At 51.0% G+C, this 18,694-nt stretch carries 24 protein-coding genes; 19 read left to right on the top strand and 5 right to left on the bottom strand.

The window, feature by feature from the left end:
* Positions 1–73 precede the first annotated feature (73 nt).
* The 3 genes from yjbM to EVJ21_RS03190 are packed head-to-tail and all read left to right on the top strand — an operon-like array spanning position 74 to position 2,401.
* The gene (gene yjbM, locus EVJ21_RS03200; RefSeq protein WP_070327625.1) at positions 74–718 is read left to right on the top strand and encodes a GTP diphosphokinase; all 645 of its coding nucleotides are present in this window, start codon (positions 74–76) and stop codon (positions 716–718) included.
* Between the two features lie 12 nt (positions 719–730).
* The gene (locus tag EVJ21_RS03195) at positions 731–1,528 is read left to right on the top strand and encodes an NAD kinase (RefSeq protein WP_070327624.1); all 798 of its coding nucleotides are present in this window, start codon (positions 731–733) and stop codon (positions 1,526–1,528) included.
* Positions 1,529–1,531: 3 nt separating this feature from the next.
* Positions 1,532–2,401 carry an RluA family pseudouridine synthase gene (locus EVJ21_RS03190; RefSeq protein ID WP_131465403.1) on the top strand — a complete coding sequence of 290 codons (870 nt, stop codon included), beginning with the start codon at positions 1,532–1,534 and terminating at the stop codon, positions 2,399–2,401.
* Between the two features lie 41 nt (positions 2,402–2,442).
* On the opposite strand, the gene EVJ21_RS03185 is transcribed toward EVJ21_RS03190, so the two are convergent.
* Positions 2,443–3,609 carry an FtsW/RodA/SpoVE family cell cycle protein gene (locus EVJ21_RS03185; RefSeq protein WP_071399502.1) on the bottom strand — a complete coding sequence of 389 codons (1,167 nt, stop codon included), beginning with the start codon at positions 3,607–3,609 and terminating at the stop codon, positions 2,443–2,445.
* A 149-nt stretch (positions 3,610–3,758) separates the two neighbouring features.
* Here EVJ21_RS03185 and fabI point away from each other — a divergent pair, with 149 nt between their 5' ends.
* Together fabI and EVJ21_RS03175 are read left to right on the top strand one after the other, a co-directional pair.
* Positions 3,759–4,532: an enoyl-ACP reductase FabI gene (gene fabI / locus EVJ21_RS03180; RefSeq protein ID WP_071399503.1), complete on the top strand. Its 774-nt coding sequence runs from the start codon at positions 3,759–3,761 to the stop codon at positions 4,530–4,532.
* An 83-nt stretch (positions 4,533–4,615) separates the two neighbouring features.
* Complete coding sequence (locus EVJ21_RS03175) at positions 4,616–4,804, top strand: hypothetical protein (protein ID WP_016510315.1); 189 nt, start codon at positions 4,616–4,618, stop codon at positions 4,802–4,804.
* Positions 4,805–4,806: 2 nt separating this feature from the next.
* Here the strand turns inward: EVJ21_RS03175 and EVJ21_RS03170 are convergent, their stop codons facing one another.
* Positions 4,807–5,316: a YjcG family protein gene (locus EVJ21_RS03170; protein ID WP_070327620.1), complete on the bottom strand. Its 510-nt coding sequence runs from the start codon at positions 5,314–5,316 to the stop codon at positions 4,807–4,809.
* 174 nt (positions 5,317–5,490) lie between these two features.
* On the opposite strand from EVJ21_RS03170, the gene EVJ21_RS03165 reads away from it, so the two are divergent.
* The 7 genes from EVJ21_RS03165 (at position 5,491) to EVJ21_RS03135 (ending at position 11,092) form a co-directional block, all read left to right on the top strand.
* Positions 5,491–6,036, top strand: coding sequence for a phosphatidylglycerophosphatase A family protein (locus tag EVJ21_RS03165; protein WP_070327619.1), 546 nt, complete (start codon positions 5,491–5,493; stop codon positions 6,034–6,036).
* Positions 6,036–6,620, top strand: a complete 585-nt coding sequence (locus EVJ21_RS03160; protein ID WP_070327618.1) for a phosphatase PAP2 family protein — start codon at positions 6,036–6,038, stop codon at positions 6,618–6,620. The genes EVJ21_RS03165 and EVJ21_RS03160 overlap by 1 nt, the downstream gene beginning before the upstream one ends.
* Complete coding sequence (locus EVJ21_RS03155) at positions 6,617–7,150, top strand: hypothetical protein (protein ID WP_131470811.1); 534 nt, start codon at positions 6,617–6,619, stop codon at positions 7,148–7,150. Before EVJ21_RS03160 ends, EVJ21_RS03155 begins: the two co-directional genes overlap by 4 nt.
* Positions 7,147–7,329 (top strand): hypothetical protein, encoded by a 183-nt coding sequence (locus EVJ21_RS03150; RefSeq protein ID WP_131489871.1) that lies wholly within the window; start codon positions 7,147–7,149, stop codon positions 7,327–7,329. The genes EVJ21_RS03155 and EVJ21_RS03150 overlap by 4 nt, the downstream gene beginning before the upstream one ends.
* A 179-nt stretch (positions 7,330–7,508) precedes the next feature.
* A complete protein-coding gene (locus EVJ21_RS03145) occupies positions 7,509–9,527 on the top strand; it encodes a BglG family transcription antiterminator (RefSeq protein ID WP_131489870.1) in 2,019 nt (672 codons plus the stop codon).
* 3 nt (positions 9,528–9,530) lie between these two features.
* Entirely contained in the window at positions 9,531–9,797 is a 267-nt protein-coding gene (locus EVJ21_RS03140) for a PTS sugar transporter subunit IIB (RefSeq protein ID WP_034776979.1), read from the top strand.
* Positions 9,798–9,829: 32 nt separating this feature from the next.
* A complete protein-coding gene (locus EVJ21_RS03135) occupies positions 9,830–11,092 on the top strand; it encodes a PTS ascorbate transporter subunit IIC (protein ID WP_131489869.1) in 1,263 nt (420 codons plus the stop codon).
* Between the two features lie 53 nt (positions 11,093–11,145).
* On the opposite strand, the gene EVJ21_RS03130 is transcribed toward EVJ21_RS03135, so the two are convergent.
* Together EVJ21_RS03130 and EVJ21_RS03125 are read right to left on the bottom strand one after the other, a co-directional pair.
* Positions 11,146–11,433, bottom strand: coding sequence for a hypothetical protein (locus tag EVJ21_RS03130; protein ID WP_070327615.1), 288 nt, complete (start codon positions 11,431–11,433; stop codon positions 11,146–11,148).
* Between the two features lie 272 nt (positions 11,434–11,705).
* Entirely contained in the window at positions 11,706–12,437 is a 732-nt protein-coding gene (locus EVJ21_RS03125) for a hypothetical protein (protein WP_131440409.1), read from the bottom strand.
* Positions 12,438–12,588: 151 nt separating this feature from the next.
* Between EVJ21_RS03125 and EVJ21_RS03120 the strand changes: the two genes are divergently transcribed.
* The 7 genes from EVJ21_RS03120 to nadE all read left to right on the top strand — a co-directional run bounded on the left by EVJ21_RS03120 (position 12,589) and on the right by nadE (position 18,175).
* Positions 12,589–13,155, top strand: a complete 567-nt coding sequence (locus EVJ21_RS03120; RefSeq protein ID WP_131489868.1) for a GNAT family N-acetyltransferase — start codon at positions 12,589–12,591, stop codon at positions 13,153–13,155.
* Positions 13,156–13,157: 2 nt separating this feature from the next.
* Complete coding sequence (locus EVJ21_RS03115; RefSeq protein ID WP_161568937.1) at positions 13,158–14,429, top strand: alpha/beta fold hydrolase; 1,272 nt, start codon at positions 13,158–13,160, stop codon at positions 14,427–14,429.
* A gap of 67 nt (positions 14,430–14,496) precedes the next feature.
* Positions 14,497–14,736 (top strand): hypothetical protein, encoded by a 240-nt coding sequence (locus EVJ21_RS03110; protein ID WP_070327611.1) that lies wholly within the window; start codon positions 14,497–14,499, stop codon positions 14,734–14,736.
* A gap of 70 nt (positions 14,737–14,806) precedes the next feature.
* The gene (locus EVJ21_RS03105; RefSeq protein ID WP_201739976.1) at positions 14,807–15,898 is read left to right on the top strand and encodes a virulence factor; all 1,092 of its coding nucleotides are present in this window, start codon (positions 14,807–14,809) and stop codon (positions 15,896–15,898) included.
* Positions 15,899–16,138: 240 nt separating this feature from the next.
* Positions 16,139–16,333 (top strand): hypothetical protein, encoded by a 195-nt coding sequence (locus EVJ21_RS03100; protein WP_070327609.1) that lies wholly within the window; start codon positions 16,139–16,141, stop codon positions 16,331–16,333.
* A gap of 100 nt (positions 16,334–16,433) precedes the next feature.
* Positions 16,434–17,243, top strand: a complete 810-nt coding sequence (locus EVJ21_RS03095; protein ID WP_236636553.1) for a BsuPI-related putative proteinase inhibitor — start codon at positions 16,434–16,436, stop codon at positions 17,241–17,243.
* Between the two features lie 116 nt (positions 17,244–17,359).
* The gene (nadE, locus tag EVJ21_RS03090; protein WP_070327608.1) at positions 17,360–18,175 is read left to right on the top strand and encodes an ammonia-dependent NAD(+) synthetase; all 816 of its coding nucleotides are present in this window, start codon (positions 17,360–17,362) and stop codon (positions 18,173–18,175) included.
* Between the two features lie 51 nt (positions 18,176–18,226).
* Here the strand turns inward: nadE and EVJ21_RS03085 are convergent, their stop codons facing one another.
* Positions 18,227–18,616, bottom strand: coding sequence for a disulfide bond formation protein B (locus EVJ21_RS03085; RefSeq protein WP_070327607.1), 390 nt, complete (start codon positions 18,614–18,616; stop codon positions 18,227–18,229).
* Between the last annotated feature and the right edge of the window lie 78 nt (positions 18,617–18,694).

Below are 18,694 nucleotides of genomic sequence, written 5' to 3'. Positions count from 1 at the left end.
TATGATACCATACAATCGGATACATACGGAAAAAAGCAAGGTTTTCCGAAACGAACGAAAGTGGTGACAGCATATGCAATCAGTGGACTGGGATCAATTTTTAGTGCCGTATCAAATTGCGGTCGATGAGCTGAAAGTAAAGTTTAAAGCGATCCGTAAGCAATACAACTCGCAAAATGACCATTCTCCGATCGAGTTCGTCACCGGCAGGGTCAAGCCGGTCGGTAGCATCCTCGAGAAAGCGAAACGCAAACAGATCGCCTATGATCACTTGTCGACCGAGATGCAAGACATCGCTGGGCTTCGAATCATGTGTCAATTTGTGGACGATATCGTGCAGGTCCTCGAGCTGTTGCACCACCGGACCGACTTTAAAATCGTAGAGGAACGGAACTACATCACGAATCAAAAAGAATCGGGTTATCGGTCGTATCACATCATCATCGAATACCCGGTCCAGACGATCCACGGGGAATTCCCGACGCTCGTCGAAGTCCAAGTTCGGACGCTCGCGATGAACTTTTGGGCGACAATCGAGCACTCGTTAAACTATAAATACGATGGCGACATGCCGCAAGAAGTCCAAGAACGGCTGCGTCGGGCCGCGGAGGCGGCGTTTCTGCTCGATGCTGAGATGAGTCAGCTCCGCGTCGAGATTCAAGATGCGCAGCAAGTGTTTCGTGATAAAGAAATGAACGTCCAAACGGACCAAGACTAGGGGGGTGAGTGTATGCAGTTTGCGATTGTGTCAAGGGGAGATGCGCGTTCCGCGGAGATCGCGCGTGAGTTGACAGACAAGTTGACCGAGGCGGGACATTCCGTCTCGGAACAACCTCGGATCGTCGTTTCGGTCGGTGGGGACGGGACGATGCTACAGGCGTTCCATGAATATGTCGATCGGTTAGACGACACCCTTCTCGTCGGCATCCATACGGGCCATCTCGGTTTTTACGCCGACTGGCAACCGGACGAGCTCGATGAATTGACAGAGATGATCACGAGCGAGTCGTTTGAACCGGTATCTTATCCGCTCGTCGAAGTGTTGATCGACTATGAGGACGGGACGACGGAGCGGCAGTTGGCGATGAACGAGTGTACGATTAAAAATTACAAGCGCACGCTCGTGTGTGACTTGTCGATCCGTGATGATTACTTTGAAACGTTCCGCGGAGACGGGCTTTGCATCTCGACACCTTCCGGCTCGACCGCCTATAATAAAGCGCTCGGCGGTGCGATCGTCCATCCATCGATCGAGGCGATCCAAGTGACCGAGATGGCGTCGATCAATAATCTCGTCTACCGGACGATCGGCTCACCACTGTTGTTGCCGAAGCACCACCAAGTCAAAATCAAACCGCATACGAAAACGGAGTTTGAGCTCGCGTTCGACCATCAGGAAGCACTGTCGTGGTCGAACGTCCAGTCGATCCGTTGCGCGGTCGCGAGAGAAAAAGTGACGTTCGCCCGGTTCCGCCCGTTCCCGTTTTGGCGTCGGGTGCGCGAATCGTTCATCGAGGAAGGGAAGTAACATATGTACGGTTTTACATTACGTCGTGTCGCGGAGACGAACGTCCCGCTGCGCGATTTTTTGATGGGGGATTGTGGCATCTCACGCAAGATGTTGACGCAAGTCAAACACGGTGGCCTCATCTTAGTGAACGGGGAGCCGCGGACTGTTCGCTTTGATGTGTCGAGCGGCGATGAAGTGACGGTTCATTTTCCGCTTGAGCAGCCAGCGGAAACGATGGTCCGTTCACGGCGTCCGCTCACGGTCATCTACGAGGACGACTATTTGCTCGCCGTCGATAAGCCGGCAGGCATCGCGACGATCCCGTCTCGGCTTCATCCTGACGACACGCTTGCGAACGCTGTGCTCGGTTACTATGAACGAATTGGATTGCACTCGGCGATTCATGTGATCAATCGGCTCGACCGGGATACGTCTGGTGTCGTCTTATTCGCTAAATATGCGTACGTGCACCATCGTTTCAGCGAACTTCAAAAGCGAGGTGGTTTGTCCCGGACGTATATCGCCCTCGTCGAAGGACTGGTCGAACGACAGACGATTGATGCGCCGATCGGTCGGGCCGAACACTCGATCATGGAACGTGTCGTCACAGACGACGGGCAACGAGCCGTCACACACGTCCGTCACGTCGAGTCGCACGGTGACTATGCGGCGTTGACGATCCAACTCGAGACCGGACGGACCCATCAGATACGCGTCCACATGCGCCATATTGGTCATCCGTTACTCGGGGATACGATGTATGGCGGACGTCCCGTGCTCGCCCGTCACGCGCTTCACAGCTCGTCTGCCGCGTTCGATCATCCGTTGACAGGGGAGAGTATCGTAATCGAAGCGGCTTACCCCGTCGACTTTCAACTCGAACACGAGTGAACAAAACATAGCCCCGCGCTCAAATGAGTGCGGGGCTATGTTTAATCGTCGTCAAACATATACGTTTTTGATTTTGAGGCGACGTTCATGACGAGCCCGATGGCAATCATGTTCATGATGATCCCGGTACCCCCGTAACTGATGAACGGCAAGGTTAGGCCGGTGATCGGGAGGACACCGATTGTCATTCCGATATTTTGGAAGATCTGGAACGTGAACATGGCGATGACGGCGGTCACGATGTAACTTCCGAACGGACTGCTCGCTTCGAGCGCGATATGAATCATCCGGTACAAGAACAAGAAGAAGACGATAATCACGATTGCTGCACCGATAAAACCATAATGCTCAGCGATGACGGCGAAAATAAAATCGGTTTGCGACTCTGGTAGATAGACTAAACCTTGACCATAGCCAGTTCCGAACATTTGACCAGAACCGATGGCTTGAAGCGATTTGATCAACTGGAACGCTAAATCGTCAGAGTACTCATATGGGTAAATCCATGCTTGAAAGCGATTCAAGGCGTGGCCCGGAACGAAGCTTTGAAGCACCTCGAAATGCGAGAAAAACAAGTACATGAACCCACCGATCGTCACGGCGGCAGCGCTAAATAGACCGAGCAACCACTTCCAACCGATTCCTGACACAATGATGATGGCACCGAGCATCGTGATTAAAACAAGCCCGGTCCCTAAGTCTGGTTGCGTGACAATCAGCCCAAGAGGCGGGATAGCGAGTAATACTAGTTTCATTAACAGCCACGCATCCTGTTGAGACGAACCGTAACGTTTATTGTGGTCGTAGACGATTGTGGCCATGGAAATAAGTAAAAACAACTTCATAAATTCAGCTGGTTGAAAACTGAAACCAGGCACATTATACCATCCATACGCCCCATTAATATTTGGAACGAGTGTGGTATCCCGGAGCGGAATTAAGCCAACTAAAAGCAATAAACCAAAGGAATAGAGATACCAATGAATTTTTCGCAACTGCTCGTATTCGATTGTCATGATGGCAAACATGGCGACGAATCCAATGATGTAACGGATTCCTTGATCGAAGGCGAAGTTAATATGTTGTAATCGTGTTGGCAACATCGGTTGTGCCGTGTAAATGGCGCCTAGGCTAATGACCATCAAGAAGAAGACGATTGTCAGAAGTGTCGTGTCTAAACTTTTTAAATAAGATTGAATGCGGTTCATGATGAAGTCGTCTCACCCTTTCTATACGTAGTTTATCTTACCGTAACTATAAAAAATCGCAATACGTTACGAGGCGGTTGACAAAACAGACACCATTCTGTAATCTGATAACAGATGTTATAACCAGGTACTAAAAAGGGGAGTTCACAATGTCAATTTATCCAACGTTAACGAACAAGACGTACGTCGTCATGGGGATTGCCAATAAACGCTCGATCGCTTGGGCGATCGCGAAAACGCTCGACGCGGCAGGAGCGAAGCTCGTGCTCACTTATGCGTCTGAACGTTTCAAGTCAGGTCTCGAATCACTCGCTGCTGAATTGAGCCAAGAAGCACTGTTGCTTGAGTGTGATGTGACGAACGATGAAGCGATCGACACGACGTTCCGTTCGATCCATGAGCAAGTCGGCCTGATTCAAGGGATTGCGCATTCAATCGCTTTCGCGGATAAAGAAGCGTTGCGCGGTGAATTCTCGGAGATGACGCGCGGTCAGTTCGCACAAGCGCTCGATATTTCGGCGTACAGTTTGACGGCGGTCGTCAAGGCGGCAAAACCTTACTTCGCAGAGAACGCTTCGGTCATCACGCTCACGTATCTCGGAGGGGAACGGGTCGTACCGAACTATAACTTGATGGGTGTCGCTAAGGCCGCGCTCGATTCGAGCGTCAAATATTTAGCGAACGAATACGGCCCGCAAGGCGTGCAAGTCAACGCAATTTCGGCTGGACCGATTCGGACGTTGTCGGCGAAAGGCGTCGGCGACTTTAACAGCATCTTGTCTGAACTCGAGCAAAAGGCACCACTGCGCCGGAACGTCTCGGCTGAAGAAGTGGCCTCGACCGGTCTGTTCTTGTTATCAGGCATGGGGAGTGGCATCACGGGAGAAGTCATCCACGTCGACAGCGGCTACCATATTTTATAAGTTTGGGAAAGGGCGCGTAAATGCGCTCTTTTTGTATTATAGCGTAACCGTTTGGGGTAAGGACTTGTGAGGGAGGGAAGATCATGGGTCCTTATCAGATTGATTTTACGGTCGTCCAATATGGGAATCGCCAGGTCCAACCGACAGAACGGGCGAACATCGAACCGGTCACTCGCATCCAGCGGGTCCAGCGGATTATTCCGCGTCAAGAAGAATGGTTAGAAGCTGAACAAGAAAAAAGCCCCGGTCGTTTCGTCGACCGGAGCGTATAATATTAACCTCGGAACCGGAACGTCTCATAGACGTTCCATGTTTCGTTTTCGAGCTCATACATGACGGCCATACGGTTGATCGTCTCTTCAAAATGGACTTGTTCCATCCGCATCCGTTCGAGCACATCGAACAGCTCGGCGTCGGTCAGATCTTGTCCGATCGTGATGTGCGGGAGGAACTCGTACTTCGGAGGCTGATCGAGTGCACCTTCGTGTAAGCGAGTTTGTAGCGCAGCGAGTTCGCGCGTCGGCAACACTTTTAAGTAAAGGACGTTGTTCGTCGGCGCGAACGAGCGGGCACCGTCGATCTTCAACTGAATCGGCTTCGTCGTTTCAGCGATTTGTTGTAAATACTCGAGCACTTTTGGTAACTCGGCTTCGTCGACTTCGGTACGTTCTTTGATCGTCACGTGTGGCGAAATCAAAGCGTACTTCGTATCGTACCGTTTTCGATACGAGTTGGCGAAGTCTTGAACTTGTTTTGATGGAAATAAGACTACCCCAATCTTCATTCCAGTTCCCCCTTTATGAATGGTCTACTAGTTTATGATGACCGATTTATCGAATGAAGTCAAAGTGGGCTTAGTGTTTTTTTTTAAGTTTTCAGTATAATAGAGAATGAGTACTTCGAGACATGCTGTTCTCGAGATGAAGGGATGTGACGCGGGTAATTGCCCGCAACAATTATGAAACAAGTACCACACTCACGAGACGTAACAGAGGCTGCACGGGCCCGTTTGATTGAACGGGGCGTATCGATCGAATCGATCGCAGAGATCGTCTACCAAATGCAGGCGCCTTATTCACCGCACTTATCATTAAAAGACTGCATCGAGTCGGTTGAGGCCGTCCTTGAGAAACGCGAACTCCAACACGCGATTCTCGTCGGCTCAGAGCTCGATATGTTAGCCGAAAAAGGGCAGTTGTCAGAACCGCTCCTTTCAATCGTCGCTTCAGATGAAGGCCTATTCGGAGTCGATGAGACGATCGCGATCGGGGCCGTCAACACGTACGGATCGATTGCCGTCACGACGTTCGGTTACTTAGATAAAGCGAAGATCGGGATCATCAAGCAGCTCGATACGAAGATGGACGATGGTCAAGTTCATACGTTCATGGACGACCTTGTCGGTGCGATCGCGGCTAACGCATCGGGCCGTCTCGCGCACCGGTTGCGCGACATGAACGATTTCGGTGAAGACGAGATGCGTGAACGCAAAGGATTATATTGATGCATCGCGCAAAAACACTGACAATCGCCGGGACGCTTGGCTTCGCCATCGTCTCGGTGATTGTCATTTTAGGTGGGGCGGTTTCGCTCGATGGGTTCGTCTATCGGATTGTCGCACCGTTGTCTGGCCCGCTGTTTGTCTATGTGACGGAACTCGGCAGTGTGAAGGTATTGATCGCCCTCTCCTTTGTCGGCATGCTTTATTGGTTATGGCGCGGGGACAAACTTGAAGCGTTCCGGTTACCGCTCGTCGTCATCGGGACGTTAGTTTTGACTCAACTATTGAAGCGCGTGTACGGGATCGACCGGCCGCTCATCGATGCCGCTCTCGATGCGACGACGTATAGTTTTCCGAGCGGGCACGCCTCGGGTTCGCTCGCATTGTACGGTTTGCTCGCTTTTAGTTTATACCGGCGAAAGTACTCGCCTGTTTGGGTCGCGGTGCTCGTCGTGCTGCTCGTAGCCGTCTCGTTCAGCCGGGTCATTTTGAACGTTCACTATTTCAGTGACGTCGTGGGCGGATGGCTCGTCGCGTTCACGGTGATTGCCGGATCAGAATGGATCATAGGGAGGAAGAATCGTTGATACTCGTGTCTGAAGTTGAAAGTTGGTTGTTTATGGGAAGGGATCAAGCGGACGCGGCGAGTTCGCCGACGATATTGGTCGAAAAAGATGCGACTGGCGCGAAGTCATTTGCGTCGATGCGGACGTTGTTTCAATTGAAGAAATGGACGGGACAACGCCGCTTCGTTCCGCTCCTATCATGTGATGAAACGGGCTATCGCGCCTACGAGGTGTTTCATGTCGACGCGAAGCCACCGTTCGCGCTGCTCGAGCACGGACGTGTTCTGTTGAAAGATAATGAGGTGGACGCGGCCTATGCAGCGGCTCTTGCGAACGAGGGAACAATGTCTGCGGATGAAGTGATCACGTTTGCTTCCGACTACATCGAAGCAGCACTCGGCGAACCGGTCGTGCTCGCAATCAATCGAGAGATTCCGTCGCATGCACACGTGCCGATGGAACTGTTCGTACCGGGAGACGCGATTCAAACGGGTGCGTACTTATTTGCCTGGGCGAACGAAGCACAGAAGGAAAGGAATGAAGCAAAATGAACGAGTGGGAACAAAAGGTCAAAGCGTTACTCGACGGCTCAATCGATGAGTTGCTCGTACCGAAAGACGACTTTTTGACAGTACGGTCACTGTTGATCGAGAAAGAGTGGTTGTTCCAAGTCGTGGGCGCCGCCAAACATGGGGGCGTCACCATCTATCGGAGGAATGATTCGAATTAGAACTTGTGATCAGGCATGTATATCAGAGAGGTGGAGGACGGATACAACCCTTCGCCTCTTTTTCATGGACGAACGACTAGAGACAGAAATTTCGGGGGGATGGTCCGAAAACTCTGTAGTAAACGCTTACAATACCAAGGCGTAATTCACTTATACTGAACGTGTAGGAGGCCACTACCATGTTACTAAACGAAAAGAGCAAGCGAATCCTGAGCGTCATCATGCATGAGCAACGAGTGACGATTGAATCGCTCGAGCTGATGCTCCCGTATTCACGACGGACCATCGAGTATGAGCTGGAGCGGATTCAAGAATGGTTGGTCGATTGTGGACTGCCCGACATGCACGTGGACGGGGCAATGATTCAATTATCGGTGACACCTGAGCTGACGGAGCGGTTTGAACAGGCCGGGTTGATTTGGTCCGAAGAAGAACGTGAGTTGTTGATCGTTTTCTTCACGTTGGTGAACCGAGAGTTTTTATCGGCGTTCCATTTTCAACAGCTCCTTGACGTCTCCAAATTCACGGTGCAAGAAAGTTTGAACGGTGTGAAGAAAAGTGCGGCGCATTTCGGTCTCGATTTCGCCTATACCCGGAAATCAGGGTATCACGTGAACGGACATCCGCAAACGATCGCCCTGTATTTATATCGGATGATCGAACGTCTCGTCACCCGTTCGACGAAAGAACGTCTCGTCAGTGCCGTGCTCGCGGATTGGGAGACAGAATATGAAGAGCTTCTTCATCAACTGGAAACGTACGAGACGGTTCGACAGTTCCGCTTGGTCGAGAGCCATCGAGAAAAGCTCGCTTACTTCCTCTTGTTCGGAAGCCGAATGACGATGCCTACGTCCACTGACGAAGAGGACCTCGTTATGACGGAGAATACGGATGACGCGCTCCGACACCACTTTAGTCAAATGCCCCATCTTTGGGTGACGCTCGATATGCTGATCAAGAGCGGACCGAAAGTGGAGGAAGAGATGGATGAAGCGACGCAACATGAATTGGCTAGCGTCATGATGGACGTGATCGAGCGATTCGAACTTCTCAGTTGCACGTTCATTATCGAACGAGAAGCGCTTTGCGAGAAACTCGTGCTTCACTCGAAGGCGACGATGCAACGCGTCTATACGGGACTCGAGGCACCCGAAGAGCTCGAACGGTATGTCATGAAAGAGCATCAAGTGTTGAACGTGCTCGTGGAACGTTCGCTCGAGCCATTCCGGCAACGTCTCAGCAAAGACGTGCCGGCGACAGAAGTCATGTATTATACGCTCCATTTCGCGGCGAATCTCCATCAACAAGGACAGCATCTCGATGAGCAGATGAAAGCCATCGTCGTCTGTCCGAGCGGGATTAGCGTCTCGCATATGCTCGACCATATTTTGAAGAATCAATTTCCGGAAATCGTCTTTTTGCCACCAATCTCACAGCGGGACGTCGAGCAGTATGCGCCGCTCGTCGACTTGATTTTCACGACCGTCCCATTGCCGCGGAACATTCATGAGTTGGCGAATGTGACACTTGTCCCGGCCTTGCCGACACGGCTTGAACAAATCCAGTTGAAGCGACAAATCGAGCAACGGTTTTTGAAACGGAGCGAGCACTTCCCGATTCAACTCGACGACGTGTTGCAAGTCGTGAAAAAACATGCGACCGTCACGAACGAACGGCAACTGCGCCAAAATTTGCGGGCATTGCTGTATGCTGACACGACTCAAACTGTACACCAGGGGGGACAGCCGGTGCTGAATGAACTGATCACGCGAGAGAATATCCAACTGTTAGACAAAGTCGACGATTGGCAAACGGCCATCCGTCTCGCGGCCAAGCCGCTTGAAGCGAACGAATCGATTGTAACGAGCTACATCGATACGATGATTGAGAACGTAGAAGAACACGGACCGTATATCGTCCTCATGCCGGATGTGGCCATTCCGCACGCTCGGCCCGAGGATGGGGTCCGAAAGCTTGGCATGAGCGTATTAAAAGTGGGGGATCCGGTCGTCTTCCCTGAAAATAAATCGGTGCGGCTCTTCTTTGTGCTCGCGGCGATCGACCAGACGACACATTTGAAGGCGCTCGCCCAACTGACGGAACTGCTCGGTAACGAGGAAGATGTCACGAAATTGTTGTCGGCTCAGACGAGTGACGACATGTTACCAGTCATCAACAAATATTCAGAGGAGGAATAAATCATGAAAAAGATTTTAGTTGTATGTGGAAACGGGCTCGGTTCAAGTTTCATCATGGAGTTAAATGTGAAGAAGGCGCTCGATCAAATGGGTGCGGAGGCGGAAGTGTCGCATACGGACATCGCGACGGCACGTACGGAACCGGCTGATATTTATCTAGGAGCCAAAGACATCATCGGTACGCTCGATGACGGGACGCGTGAGATCGTGGCGCTTGAGAACGTCATGGACATCGAAGGGATCAAGGCACAACTAGAAGGTAAACTGTAAACGACTTCGGGGGTCGGAAGGGGGAACAATGAATGCTTGATTTGATTATGCGTGACATATTAGGGACACCTGCCATCTTGGTCGGTCTGTTCGCGTTGATTGGTCTCGTACTCCAAAAAAAAGATGTGGCATCGGTCGTTTCTGGGACGTTGAAGACGATCATGGGCTTCGTCATCATAGGCGCCGGGGCCGGGGTCATCATCGCGGCGCTTGATATTTTCGGACAGATGTTTGATGAGGCGTTCAGTATTCGCGGGGTCATCCCGAACAATGAGGCGATCGTCGCGGTCGCTCAAGACGCGTTCGGCGTCGAGACGGCGATGATCATGGTGTTCGGGATGGTCATGAATATCGTGCTCGCCCGGTTCACACCGTTCAAGTACATTTTTCTGACAGGCCATCACACGTTGTTCATGGCGAGTCTCCTCGCCGCGATTCTATCGGTGTCAGGTCTTGAAGGGGTCGTACTCGTCGCGGTCGGTTCAGTGTTGCTCGGGTTATGTATGGTTCTTTTCCCGGCGCTCTTGCAACCGTTCGTCCGCCAAATCACCGGCTCGGACGATTTCGCGATTGGTCACTTTGGTTCACTCGGCTATTTTGTTTCGGGTACAATCGGCAAATATGCAGGTAACAAAGAGCATTCGACAGAGCACATTCAAGTGCCTAAGCAGCTCGGGTTCCTGCGTGACACGTCGGTCGCCGTCTCCTTGACGATGACGCTCTTGTTCGTGGTCGTCGCCATCTTCGCCGGACCAGGTTTTGTCGAGAGTGAACTATCGGGCGGTTCGAACTATATCGTCTTCTCGATCATTCAAGCAATCACGTTCGCAGCAGGGGTATACATCGTCCTCGCCGGGGTTCGGATGTTGATTGCCGAGATCGTTCCGGCGTTCAAAGGGATTGCCGACAAGATGGTGCCGAACGCAAAACCGGCACTCGACTGTCCGACCGTGTTCCCGTTCGCTCCGAACGCGGTCATCATCGGCTTCTTGGTCAGCTTTGCGGCCGGACTGATTTCGATGTTCTTCTTGCCGCTGTTCGGGCTCGCCATCATCGTTCCAGGGTTAGTCCCTCACTTCTTCACGGGGGCGACGGCAGGCGTGTTCGGAAATGCGACGGGAGGTCGACGTGGTGCGATTTTAGGAGCGTTCGCCAACGGTCTCCTCATCAGTTTCTTGCCGGCACTGCTTCTACCGTTGCTCGGGAACCTTGGCTTTGAGAGCACGACGTTCGGGGATTCGGACTTCGCGCTCGTCGGTATTCTCATTAGCTGGTTCGTCTCGTTGTTCACATGAATCTGAGCACAAACGAAAGACCACGTCCGAACGGACGTGGTCTTGTTGCTGTTTTAGGCGTTGGAAGCCAATTTGATTTTTTGTCGTTTTAATTTGTGAAGCAGCCATGCATATAACACTTCACAAGAATGGTGAGGAAGGGTCAGTTCCACGAGTGGGCGCGACTGACCGAATATAGTGAAGCGCGAATGGTCCTCGTCGAGCATCGAGACTTGTATATCGGTCGCTTCTTGAAGCGAAATCCGCTGCTCGCCGGCAATTGCGTCTTTTAATTTCAGCATGTTTCCATTCGTCGCAAACTTGGTGAACGAAGAAATTCCCTGTACTTTCAGTTGTTCCATTTCGTAGATCTATCCATCGACAGATGAATAGATTTTCACCTCGCTTTCTCTATATTGCCTTCCGTCCCTCCAGAAGGTTATTCCTAGTATACCGTCCTATCGTTAAAAGAAAAGACTTAATTTAACGAAAAATTAAGACAATTTGTTATCAATTTTTAAAAATAACGATAAAGTCGTTAGACAAAGCGATTTGGAACGAAATAAAGACGAGCACGATAGCAAAAAAGAGCCTGAATTTTCCAGGCTCTTTTGACTTTCATACACGTATGAACTTAAAATCGTTCGATTTCCCATGCTCGGCGGCGATAGGTCAATTGCCCTTTTAAGGCGATCGATTCCTTCTTGGCGTCAAAGTCTTCTTCAAGCACAGACATGTCCTCGTATCGTCCGGCGACGTAAAACGAGATGGCGACTTGTCGATTGAACAGACTGCGTTTCGTATGGTCGAAATCGATAATCAGCCCTTGTGGGGATAAAGCCAAGATTTCATCGATGACAGGCAGTGGGATCGGGACGAAGCTGATATTACGGATGTCACGGTCGAGTTTACTTTGAAGCACGCTTTGCAGGAACTGATTGATCGTCGACCAGTCTTTTATGTAGAGGCTACTGTGACGATCGTTCGACTCGTTGAAATAAGCGATCTCATTTTGGATCGAGTTGAGGAACGGCGCTTTCAGCCCTCGTTCCATGTGGCTCAAAAACAAGATTTCCGCAATCTCATGGTCTGATAATGATTCGAGTAAATTATAGTCTGGAAAGTCGATGGCGGTGAAACTCGTCTGGTTGTTCAAGTATTTCGTCGAGAACGTTGAGAGTTCGTGTGCCTCGATATAGCGAAACCTCGTCCGGGATGATTGTCTCATCCCTTTAATGTCTGTTCGACAGATGATCATCGGTCGGGCGAGTGATAACGCTTCGACGACATCCGTCAGTGTCACCCCATGAAGGGTAAAACGTTGTAGTTCCCGGTCTTGTTTAATGTAGAACAACTGTTTTGACATATTAATCCCCTCAGTTCGAAGTCACTACAATTTGATTTTAGCAAATCCGTCTCGAGTGTGCCATGTTGGAGCGGTCGAGATGATTGAGATGATGGTTTTTGAGGAAAACTAGGTATAATTAGAGAAAAGGTAGAAGAAAGGCGGGTTCAGCATGTGGGGGTTGAAGAAGAGTTTTCCAGAGCTCGCTACAGATCGTTTTATCCTGAGAGAACTCGAGCCTAGGGACGCGCGGGCACTCTACGTGATCCTCTCGACCGAGGAAGTCATGCGCTATTACGGATCTGATCCGTTGCTTGCCGTGTATGAGGCGAAGAACGTCATCGCCTATTTTAAAGATCAATTTCAACAAGGGAAAGCAATTCGATGGGCGATATGTGACCGTGTGACCGATGAGCTCGTCGGGACGATCGGCTTTCATAACTGGACGCCCCAATATTTCAGGGCTGAAATCGGATTTGAAGTCGCGCCTAGTCATTGGCGCAGAGGTGTCGCCTATGAAGCGGCGACAGCCGTCATCGGGTACGGGTTCGACGAGTTCAAGTTTCACCGGATCTCGGCGCTCGTCGCACCAGAGAACGATGGGTCAAATCGGTTAGTGCGAAAGCTCGGCTTCACCGAGGAAGGCTTGCTGCACGACTATGCTTACAGTCACGGCCGTTTTATGGACTTGACGATGTACCGTCTACTAAAAGACGAATGGCCACAGAGAGGGAGATGACGATGAGACAAGTTGTATTGCTTCACGGCCTATGTGGGTCACCGGATTATTTTGACGAGCTCGTCCCGATGCTTGAAGCGGATGTGTACGCGTTGACGCTTCCAGGACATGATGACACCGAATCGGGTCCCGAGACGATCGATCAATTCGCGGATTGGGTGATCAGAGAGATACGTTTGCGCGAGCTCGATCGTCCGGTCGTACTGGGACATTCGTTCGGCGGATACATCACGACGAACCTTGTTCGACGCTATCCGGATGAATTATCTGGCTTCGGGTTGATTCATTCGACGGCCGGCGCGGATTCGGATCAAGCGAAGGCGAAACGAAACGCCGCGATTGAGAAAGTGATCGAAGAAGGTGTCCATCCGTTCATCGACGAGATGATCCCAGGCGTGTTCGCCCCGGATTCTGATCACACACTCATCGAACGTGCTAAACGAATCGGCTTCAACATGTCGAAAGAAGGAATCATCTCAGCTCAAGAAGCGATTCGGGACCGGGATGATGAGACAGGAACGGTGCGCGAGACGAACTTGCCCGGATTATTTATTTACGGCTCGAAAGACCCGAACATGGACGCGGAACGAGCTTTCATGGGGGCGGAGCGTCATACAAAACAGACGGTGCAAGCCAGTCATATGGGGATGATGGAGGCGCCTGAAACCGAAGCGCAACTCATTAACGCTTGGCTCGACGCGGAAGTGCGCTCGGTGCATAAGTTCAAACTGATCGCCGTATCAGGCAGTTTGCGTAAAGCATCGTTCAATACGGCGCTACTTCATTCAATCATCGAACTCGGTCGTGATCGGTTTGACGTGGAGGTCGCATCCATCGAATTGCCGCTCTATAATGACGACTTGATTGACCCGGATGAACCGGACGTCGTTGTCGCGTTCAAGCAAGTGGTCAGAGAAGCGGACGGTCTGCTCGTCGTTACCCCGGAGTACAATCACAGCATACCCGGCGTCTTAAAGAATGCGATCGACTGGCTATCGCTCGAACCGGGAACGCCACTTCGTGATAAACCGGTCATGATTGCCGGCGCCTCACCCGGCATGCTCGGGACGGTAAGGTGCCAAGTCCACCTCCGACAAGTATTTGCCACAAATCGGGCAAACGTTTTACCAGGAAACGAAATCTTTATCACGCATTGCAAAGAGAAGATTGGTGCTAAAGGACTTGAACATGAACCATCAATCCAACAAATCGATAGAGTGTTATCTGAGTATTACAATTGGATTGATTTTTGGAAGCGTAACGCAAAAAAATAACTTGAAGTCACGACCTTTGTCTGATAGAAATGAATTGTGAAAACAAACACAAAGGGAGCGACAACACATGGAAACGTATATCGAACTGTACAACGGCGGCGAGTTAGGGGACCAGGCAGTCATCAATGACGGGATGACGTTCGGCCGGGTCACGATTGTGGAATTATTTTATCAGACGAACCACATCTTCGGTTACGTGAAAGCGGACGGGGAGAAACGCTTCTTCCTAGAACCGATTGCTGGAGATGACACGTTCGACGTCGAAGGAGAGCGCTATTCCCTCCAACAGTTCATCGCCCTATTTTGATGTTCACGACGCAAGCGACTCGCTTGCGTTTTTTTGTTGTTTTCGTCACGATTGGTGTGAGGTGATGAAGATGAAACTTGTAGCAATTGAACCAACACCAAGTCCGAACAATTTAAAGATCATTGTCGAACCGGCTTTTTCTGGCCGCGGGGTCACATATGACAAGGCGAGTCAGGACGTCCCGGAGACGATCCGAGACATCATCGCGTTACGAGGCGTCAAATCGGTATACGCCGTCTCTGATTTTTTAGCGGTCGAACGGCATCCGAAACACGATTGGCACGACGTCATGAACGACATCCGTCGCGCGTTCGGCGAAGACGTCGCTGAAGGAGAAGCGAGCCAGTTGACGGCAGACTATGAGCCGGTCCACGTATCGGTCCAGTTCGTATTAGACGTCCCGATGCAGTTGAAACTCGTCAAAGGCGACGAGGAGAAACGGGTCGGTTTGTCTAAACGCTTTGTCGACGCAGCGATGCAGGTACAGCAGCAAGTGAAAAACGTCATTCAAGATCGCCGCTGGGTCGAACAAGCTCCGCGTTACGGGGAACTCGAAGACGTGAGTGCTGTCGCCCAAGAAGAGCTTGAAGCGGCCTATCCAGAAGATCGCGTCGCTCGGATTGTCGCCCGTGCTTTCGGGCGCGAGGCGGATTACGAGGCCAACGTGTCGCAACTCCAGTCGGAGGACTGGAAAGCACGGATGGCATTCTTGGATGAACTGCAAATCGAACCGGAGAACATGAATTACTTCCGCCGGGCACTCGAGGACAAGGTGATGGCGATCCGTCGTCAAGCAGTCGTCATGATTGGTACGTTTGAAGAAAATCGGGAGGATTACGTCACCTATATCGAGCAGGCACTCGTCGATCCGTCACCGATCGTGAGACGGACCGCGGGGGACACCGTCTCTGATTGGGCGTTGTCAAAATCTCAGCCATCGATGATCGAGGCGCTCAAAGATAAAAGTAAGCTTGTCCGTTGGCGGGCCGCACGCTTCTTGTTCGACTGTGGTGATGAGCAGGCCGTACCGGCTTTGAAAATCGCCGAGGACGACCGTGAGTTCGAGGTTTCTCTCCAAGCACGTCTCGCCAAAGAGCGAATTACGAGCGGAGAAACGGCACTCGGAACGGTATGGCAACAAATCTCGAACCGTTCGAAATAAACCATTCGACAAGTCAGGTTTGTTCAAATTTACAGTTATAGGAAGTGAGAGGAGTTCGCTTGGCGAATTGCCTCTCTTTTTCGTTTGTCCTTACATAATTCAACCAATCGGTTAACAATCGGTGCCAGTTATTCGACAGACAAGTCGAGCTCGGAGCGGGACTGTCGAACGATAGGACGTTTTTATTTGAATAACGTTGGTACACTGAAAGTATCTTATTTGGACAAAGGAGCAACACTCATGATTCTTTTTGCAGAAACAACTGAACTCGTAGCTTACAAAGAAGTGGTCGATGGCATGATCACCGTCATTTTTGAGACGATTCATAGTGAGACGTTCTCAATCTCTGCACAAGTTCGTTCTGACATCGACGTCGCTGACTCGTTGTTCGTGACCGGTTGGCAGCAATACGTGGAAAACCTACAAGTTTCTTAAAAAAGGTAAATAATATAGGGAAATCCATTACAAACGTCTGCACGAACGTATACACTAGTGCTATAGACGTTTTTTTATTTTGTTGAGGAGAGTGGAATACGTGAAAAAAACTTGGTTGCTAGTCGTGGTCGCTGCGATGATGCTCGTGGTAGCGGCGTGTGGTAAAGAAGAAGCAACTCCGAGCGATGTGGACGGGAACTCGTCGGCAGCTCCAGCTTTATTGACGCTTGAGACGGACGCGAGCTACAATGCCGACACAAAACAATTATCGGCGACGGTTTCGATGACGAACCCGAATGAAGGACCGGTCAAGGTGACCTTCAATTCATCGCAACGTTTTCAGTTGACGGTCATGAACGGAGAAACGACCGTTTTTGATTACGGCAGCGAATATATGTTCACTGAATCAATTATCGAAGAGACGTGGGAACCGGGTGAGACGAAAGTGTTTGACGAAGTGTTCCCGCTCACACTCGAGAGCGGAGAGTATACGGTTGATTTCGTCAGTCTCGCTCAAGTCGAAGGCGCACCAGAGATGGCAGCCACCGATCAAAAAACGTTATCAGTTGAAGCGGTAGAGGCGCCGCCTGCGGAAGAACCGGCAGAAGAGCCTTCTGAAGAGCCAACGGATGAGCCGAGCGAGCAGCCGGCCCAAACGGACGGTGCGTTCAGCGATGTCTCGATTAAGAGAAACGGGAATTTGATTGAAGTGGCTGGGTACACGAACGTCGAGGAGTTCGAATGGAGCGTCTCGGACGGGCATAACGTGTTTGCGCAAGGGGCGTCGCAACCGACGGCCGGCGGCTTCACGTTCGGTGTGTTATTAGATGAGGAACCGACATCAGGACAGTCGCTCTTCCTAGAGATGACACCGATCGGCGGAGACGTCGCATCGTTCCGCGTTCAATAACCGTTAGACGGAAACTCACGTTTCCGTCTTTTTTTTGGAATCCAAACGTATTGACGACAAAACCAGATTGTCAGACAATAAGGCAAACCGACTTACAAACAAGGAGGAAACGAAAGATGCAACAACACATCATCGAATCGACTCATGTGAAATCGCACATCGATCCAGTTCAAGAAGTCCGTCGACGAATCGACTTTTTAAAAACGTACGTCAAACGTGTGGGGGCGAAAGGACTCGTCCTCGGTATTTCAGGTGGACAAGACTCGACACTCGCGGGCAAGTTATGCCAACACGCGATGGAAGAGTTGCGGGCTGAGACCGGCGGCGACTATACGTTTTATGCGGTGCGCCTCCCATACGGCGAACAACATGACGAAGACGACGCCAAGCGGGCGCTTGATTTCATCCGGCCTGACAAGACGTTCACCGTCAACATCAAGCCGGCCGTCGATGCTTCGGTCGAGGCGTTCAAACAAGCAACGACGCTCGAACTCGGCGATTTCCATAAAGGGAACACGAAAGCGCGTGAACGGATGAAAGTCCAATATGACATCGCGGCGACGTTCGGGGCGCTTGTCGTCGGGACTGACCATGCGGCAGAGTATGTGACTGGATTTTATACGAAGCACGGGGACGGGGCAGCCGATTTGACGCCACTCACGGGACTGAGCAAGCGCCAAGGAAAAGCGTTGCTCCATGAGCTCGAAGCGCACGAGAGTCTGATTTATAAAGTGCCGACGGCTGACCTCGAGGACGACAAACCGGGTCTTCCCGATGAAGTCGCACTGGGGATGACGTATGACCAACTCGACGATTATTTAGAAGGGAAAGCCGTCGACCCGGCTATCGCCGAGCGGATCGAGACGATCTTTAAACGGTCGCGCCATAAGCACCATATGCCGGCGTCGCTCTATGACGAGTGGTGGCAATAAGCTAAATAAAGAGGAGACGCGGTCAATTTCGACCGTGTCTCCTCTTTCCATTCAACGAACAGTACGTTTTGGAACGAATTGAATAGCTAAAATCAGCGTGAACGCGATGAAGCTCAAGAGCGGGATCGTGACGAACCCGAAGTAGTTCACCCAACGGATGAGACAGTCGTTGCTGCAAAACGCATCCCCGTTCGGAATCCGTTCGAGCACGACGTGGTATAGGCTGATCAGCCAGCCGGCACCGGCCATCAGTCCGATGAAGAGACGGTTGACTTCACGGTTCGTTAACATGATAGTCAAGTAATAAATCGCGAGCGGGTACATGAATATGCGCTGAAACCAGCACAGCTTGCAGGGCAGATAAAGCATGACTTCGGAGAAGTACAAACTTCCAAGCGTCGCGACGGTCGCGACAATAAAGGCAAAATGATGACGTTGCATACGATTTCCTCCTGACGACTCAAAAATTGCGAATGAACATGATATGATACAGGTTAGCAACAATGAATTTAGTATACA

This window comes from Exiguobacterium sp. SH0S2, assembly GCF_004337185.1.
GTDB classification, from domain to species: Bacteria; Bacillota; Bacilli; order Exiguobacteriales; family Exiguobacteriaceae; genus Exiguobacterium; species Exiguobacterium aurantiacum_A.
Note: the sequence above shows the minus strand (reverse complement) of the source record. Positions and strands in the feature narration are given on the sequence as shown.

What these genes read in the sequence shown, in the direction of transcription:
- yjbM (WP_070327625.1), top strand. Translation starts at nt 74, where the DNA reads ATGCAATCAGTGGACTGGGATCAATTTTTAGTGCCGTATCAAATTGCG.
- EVJ21_RS03195 (WP_070327624.1), top strand. Translation starts at nt 731, where the DNA reads ATGCAGTTTGCGATTGTGTCAAGGGGAGATGCGCGTTCCGCGGAGATC.
- EVJ21_RS03190 (WP_131465403.1), top strand. Translation starts at nt 1,532, where the DNA reads ATGTACGGTTTTACATTACGTCGTGTCGCGGAGACGAACGTCCCGCTG.
- EVJ21_RS03185 (WP_071399502.1), bottom strand. Translation starts at nt 3,609, where the DNA reads ATGAACCGCATTCAATCTTATTTAAAAAGTTTAGACACGACACTTCTG.
- fabI (WP_071399503.1), top strand. Translation starts at nt 3,759, where the DNA reads ATGTCAATTTATCCAACGTTAACGAACAAGACGTACGTCGTCATGGGG.
- EVJ21_RS03175 (WP_016510315.1), top strand. Translation starts at nt 4,616, where the DNA reads ATGGGTCCTTATCAGATTGATTTTACGGTCGTCCAATATGGGAATCGC.
- EVJ21_RS03170 (WP_070327620.1), bottom strand. Translation starts at nt 5,316, where the DNA reads ATGAAGATTGGGGTAGTCTTATTTCCATCAAAACAAGTTCAAGACTTC.
- EVJ21_RS03165 (WP_070327619.1), top strand. Translation starts at nt 5,491, where the DNA reads ATGAAACAAGTACCACACTCACGAGACGTAACAGAGGCTGCACGGGCC.
- EVJ21_RS03160 (WP_070327618.1), top strand. Translation starts at nt 6,036, where the DNA reads ATGCATCGCGCAAAAACACTGACAATCGCCGGGACGCTTGGCTTCGCC.
- EVJ21_RS03150 (WP_131489871.1), top strand. Translation starts at nt 7,147, where the DNA reads ATGAACGAGTGGGAACAAAAGGTCAAAGCGTTACTCGACGGCTCAATC.
- EVJ21_RS03145 (WP_131489870.1), top strand. Translation starts at nt 7,509, where the DNA reads ATGTTACTAAACGAAAAGAGCAAGCGAATCCTGAGCGTCATCATGCAT.
- EVJ21_RS03140 (WP_034776979.1), top strand. Translation starts at nt 9,531, where the DNA reads ATGAAAAAGATTTTAGTTGTATGTGGAAACGGGCTCGGTTCAAGTTTC.
- EVJ21_RS03135 (WP_131489869.1), top strand. Translation starts at nt 9,830, where the DNA reads ATGCTTGATTTGATTATGCGTGACATATTAGGGACACCTGCCATCTTG.
- EVJ21_RS03130 (WP_070327615.1), bottom strand. Translation starts at nt 11,433, where the DNA reads ATGGAACAACTGAAAGTACAGGGAATTTCTTCGTTCACCAAGTTTGCG.
- EVJ21_RS03125 (WP_131440409.1), bottom strand. Translation starts at nt 12,437, where the DNA reads ATGTCAAAACAGTTGTTCTACATTAAACAAGACCGGGAACTACAACGT.
- EVJ21_RS03120 (WP_131489868.1), top strand. Translation starts at nt 12,589, where the DNA reads ATGTGGGGGTTGAAGAAGAGTTTTCCAGAGCTCGCTACAGATCGTTTT.
- EVJ21_RS03115 (WP_161568937.1), top strand. Translation starts at nt 13,158, where the DNA reads ATGAGACAAGTTGTATTGCTTCACGGCCTATGTGGGTCACCGGATTAT.
- EVJ21_RS03110 (WP_070327611.1), top strand. Translation starts at nt 14,497, where the DNA reads ATGGAAACGTATATCGAACTGTACAACGGCGGCGAGTTAGGGGACCAG.
- EVJ21_RS03105 (WP_201739976.1), top strand. Translation starts at nt 14,807, where the DNA reads ATGAAACTTGTAGCAATTGAACCAACACCAAGTCCGAACAATTTAAAG.
- EVJ21_RS03100 (WP_070327609.1), top strand. Translation starts at nt 16,139, where the DNA reads ATGATTCTTTTTGCAGAAACAACTGAACTCGTAGCTTACAAAGAAGTG.
- nadE (WP_070327608.1), top strand. Translation starts at nt 17,360, where the DNA reads ATGCAACAACACATCATCGAATCGACTCATGTGAAATCGCACATCGAT.
- EVJ21_RS03085 (WP_070327607.1), bottom strand. Translation starts at nt 18,616, where the DNA reads ATGCAACGTCATCATTTTGCCTTTATTGTCGCGACCGTCGCGACGCTT.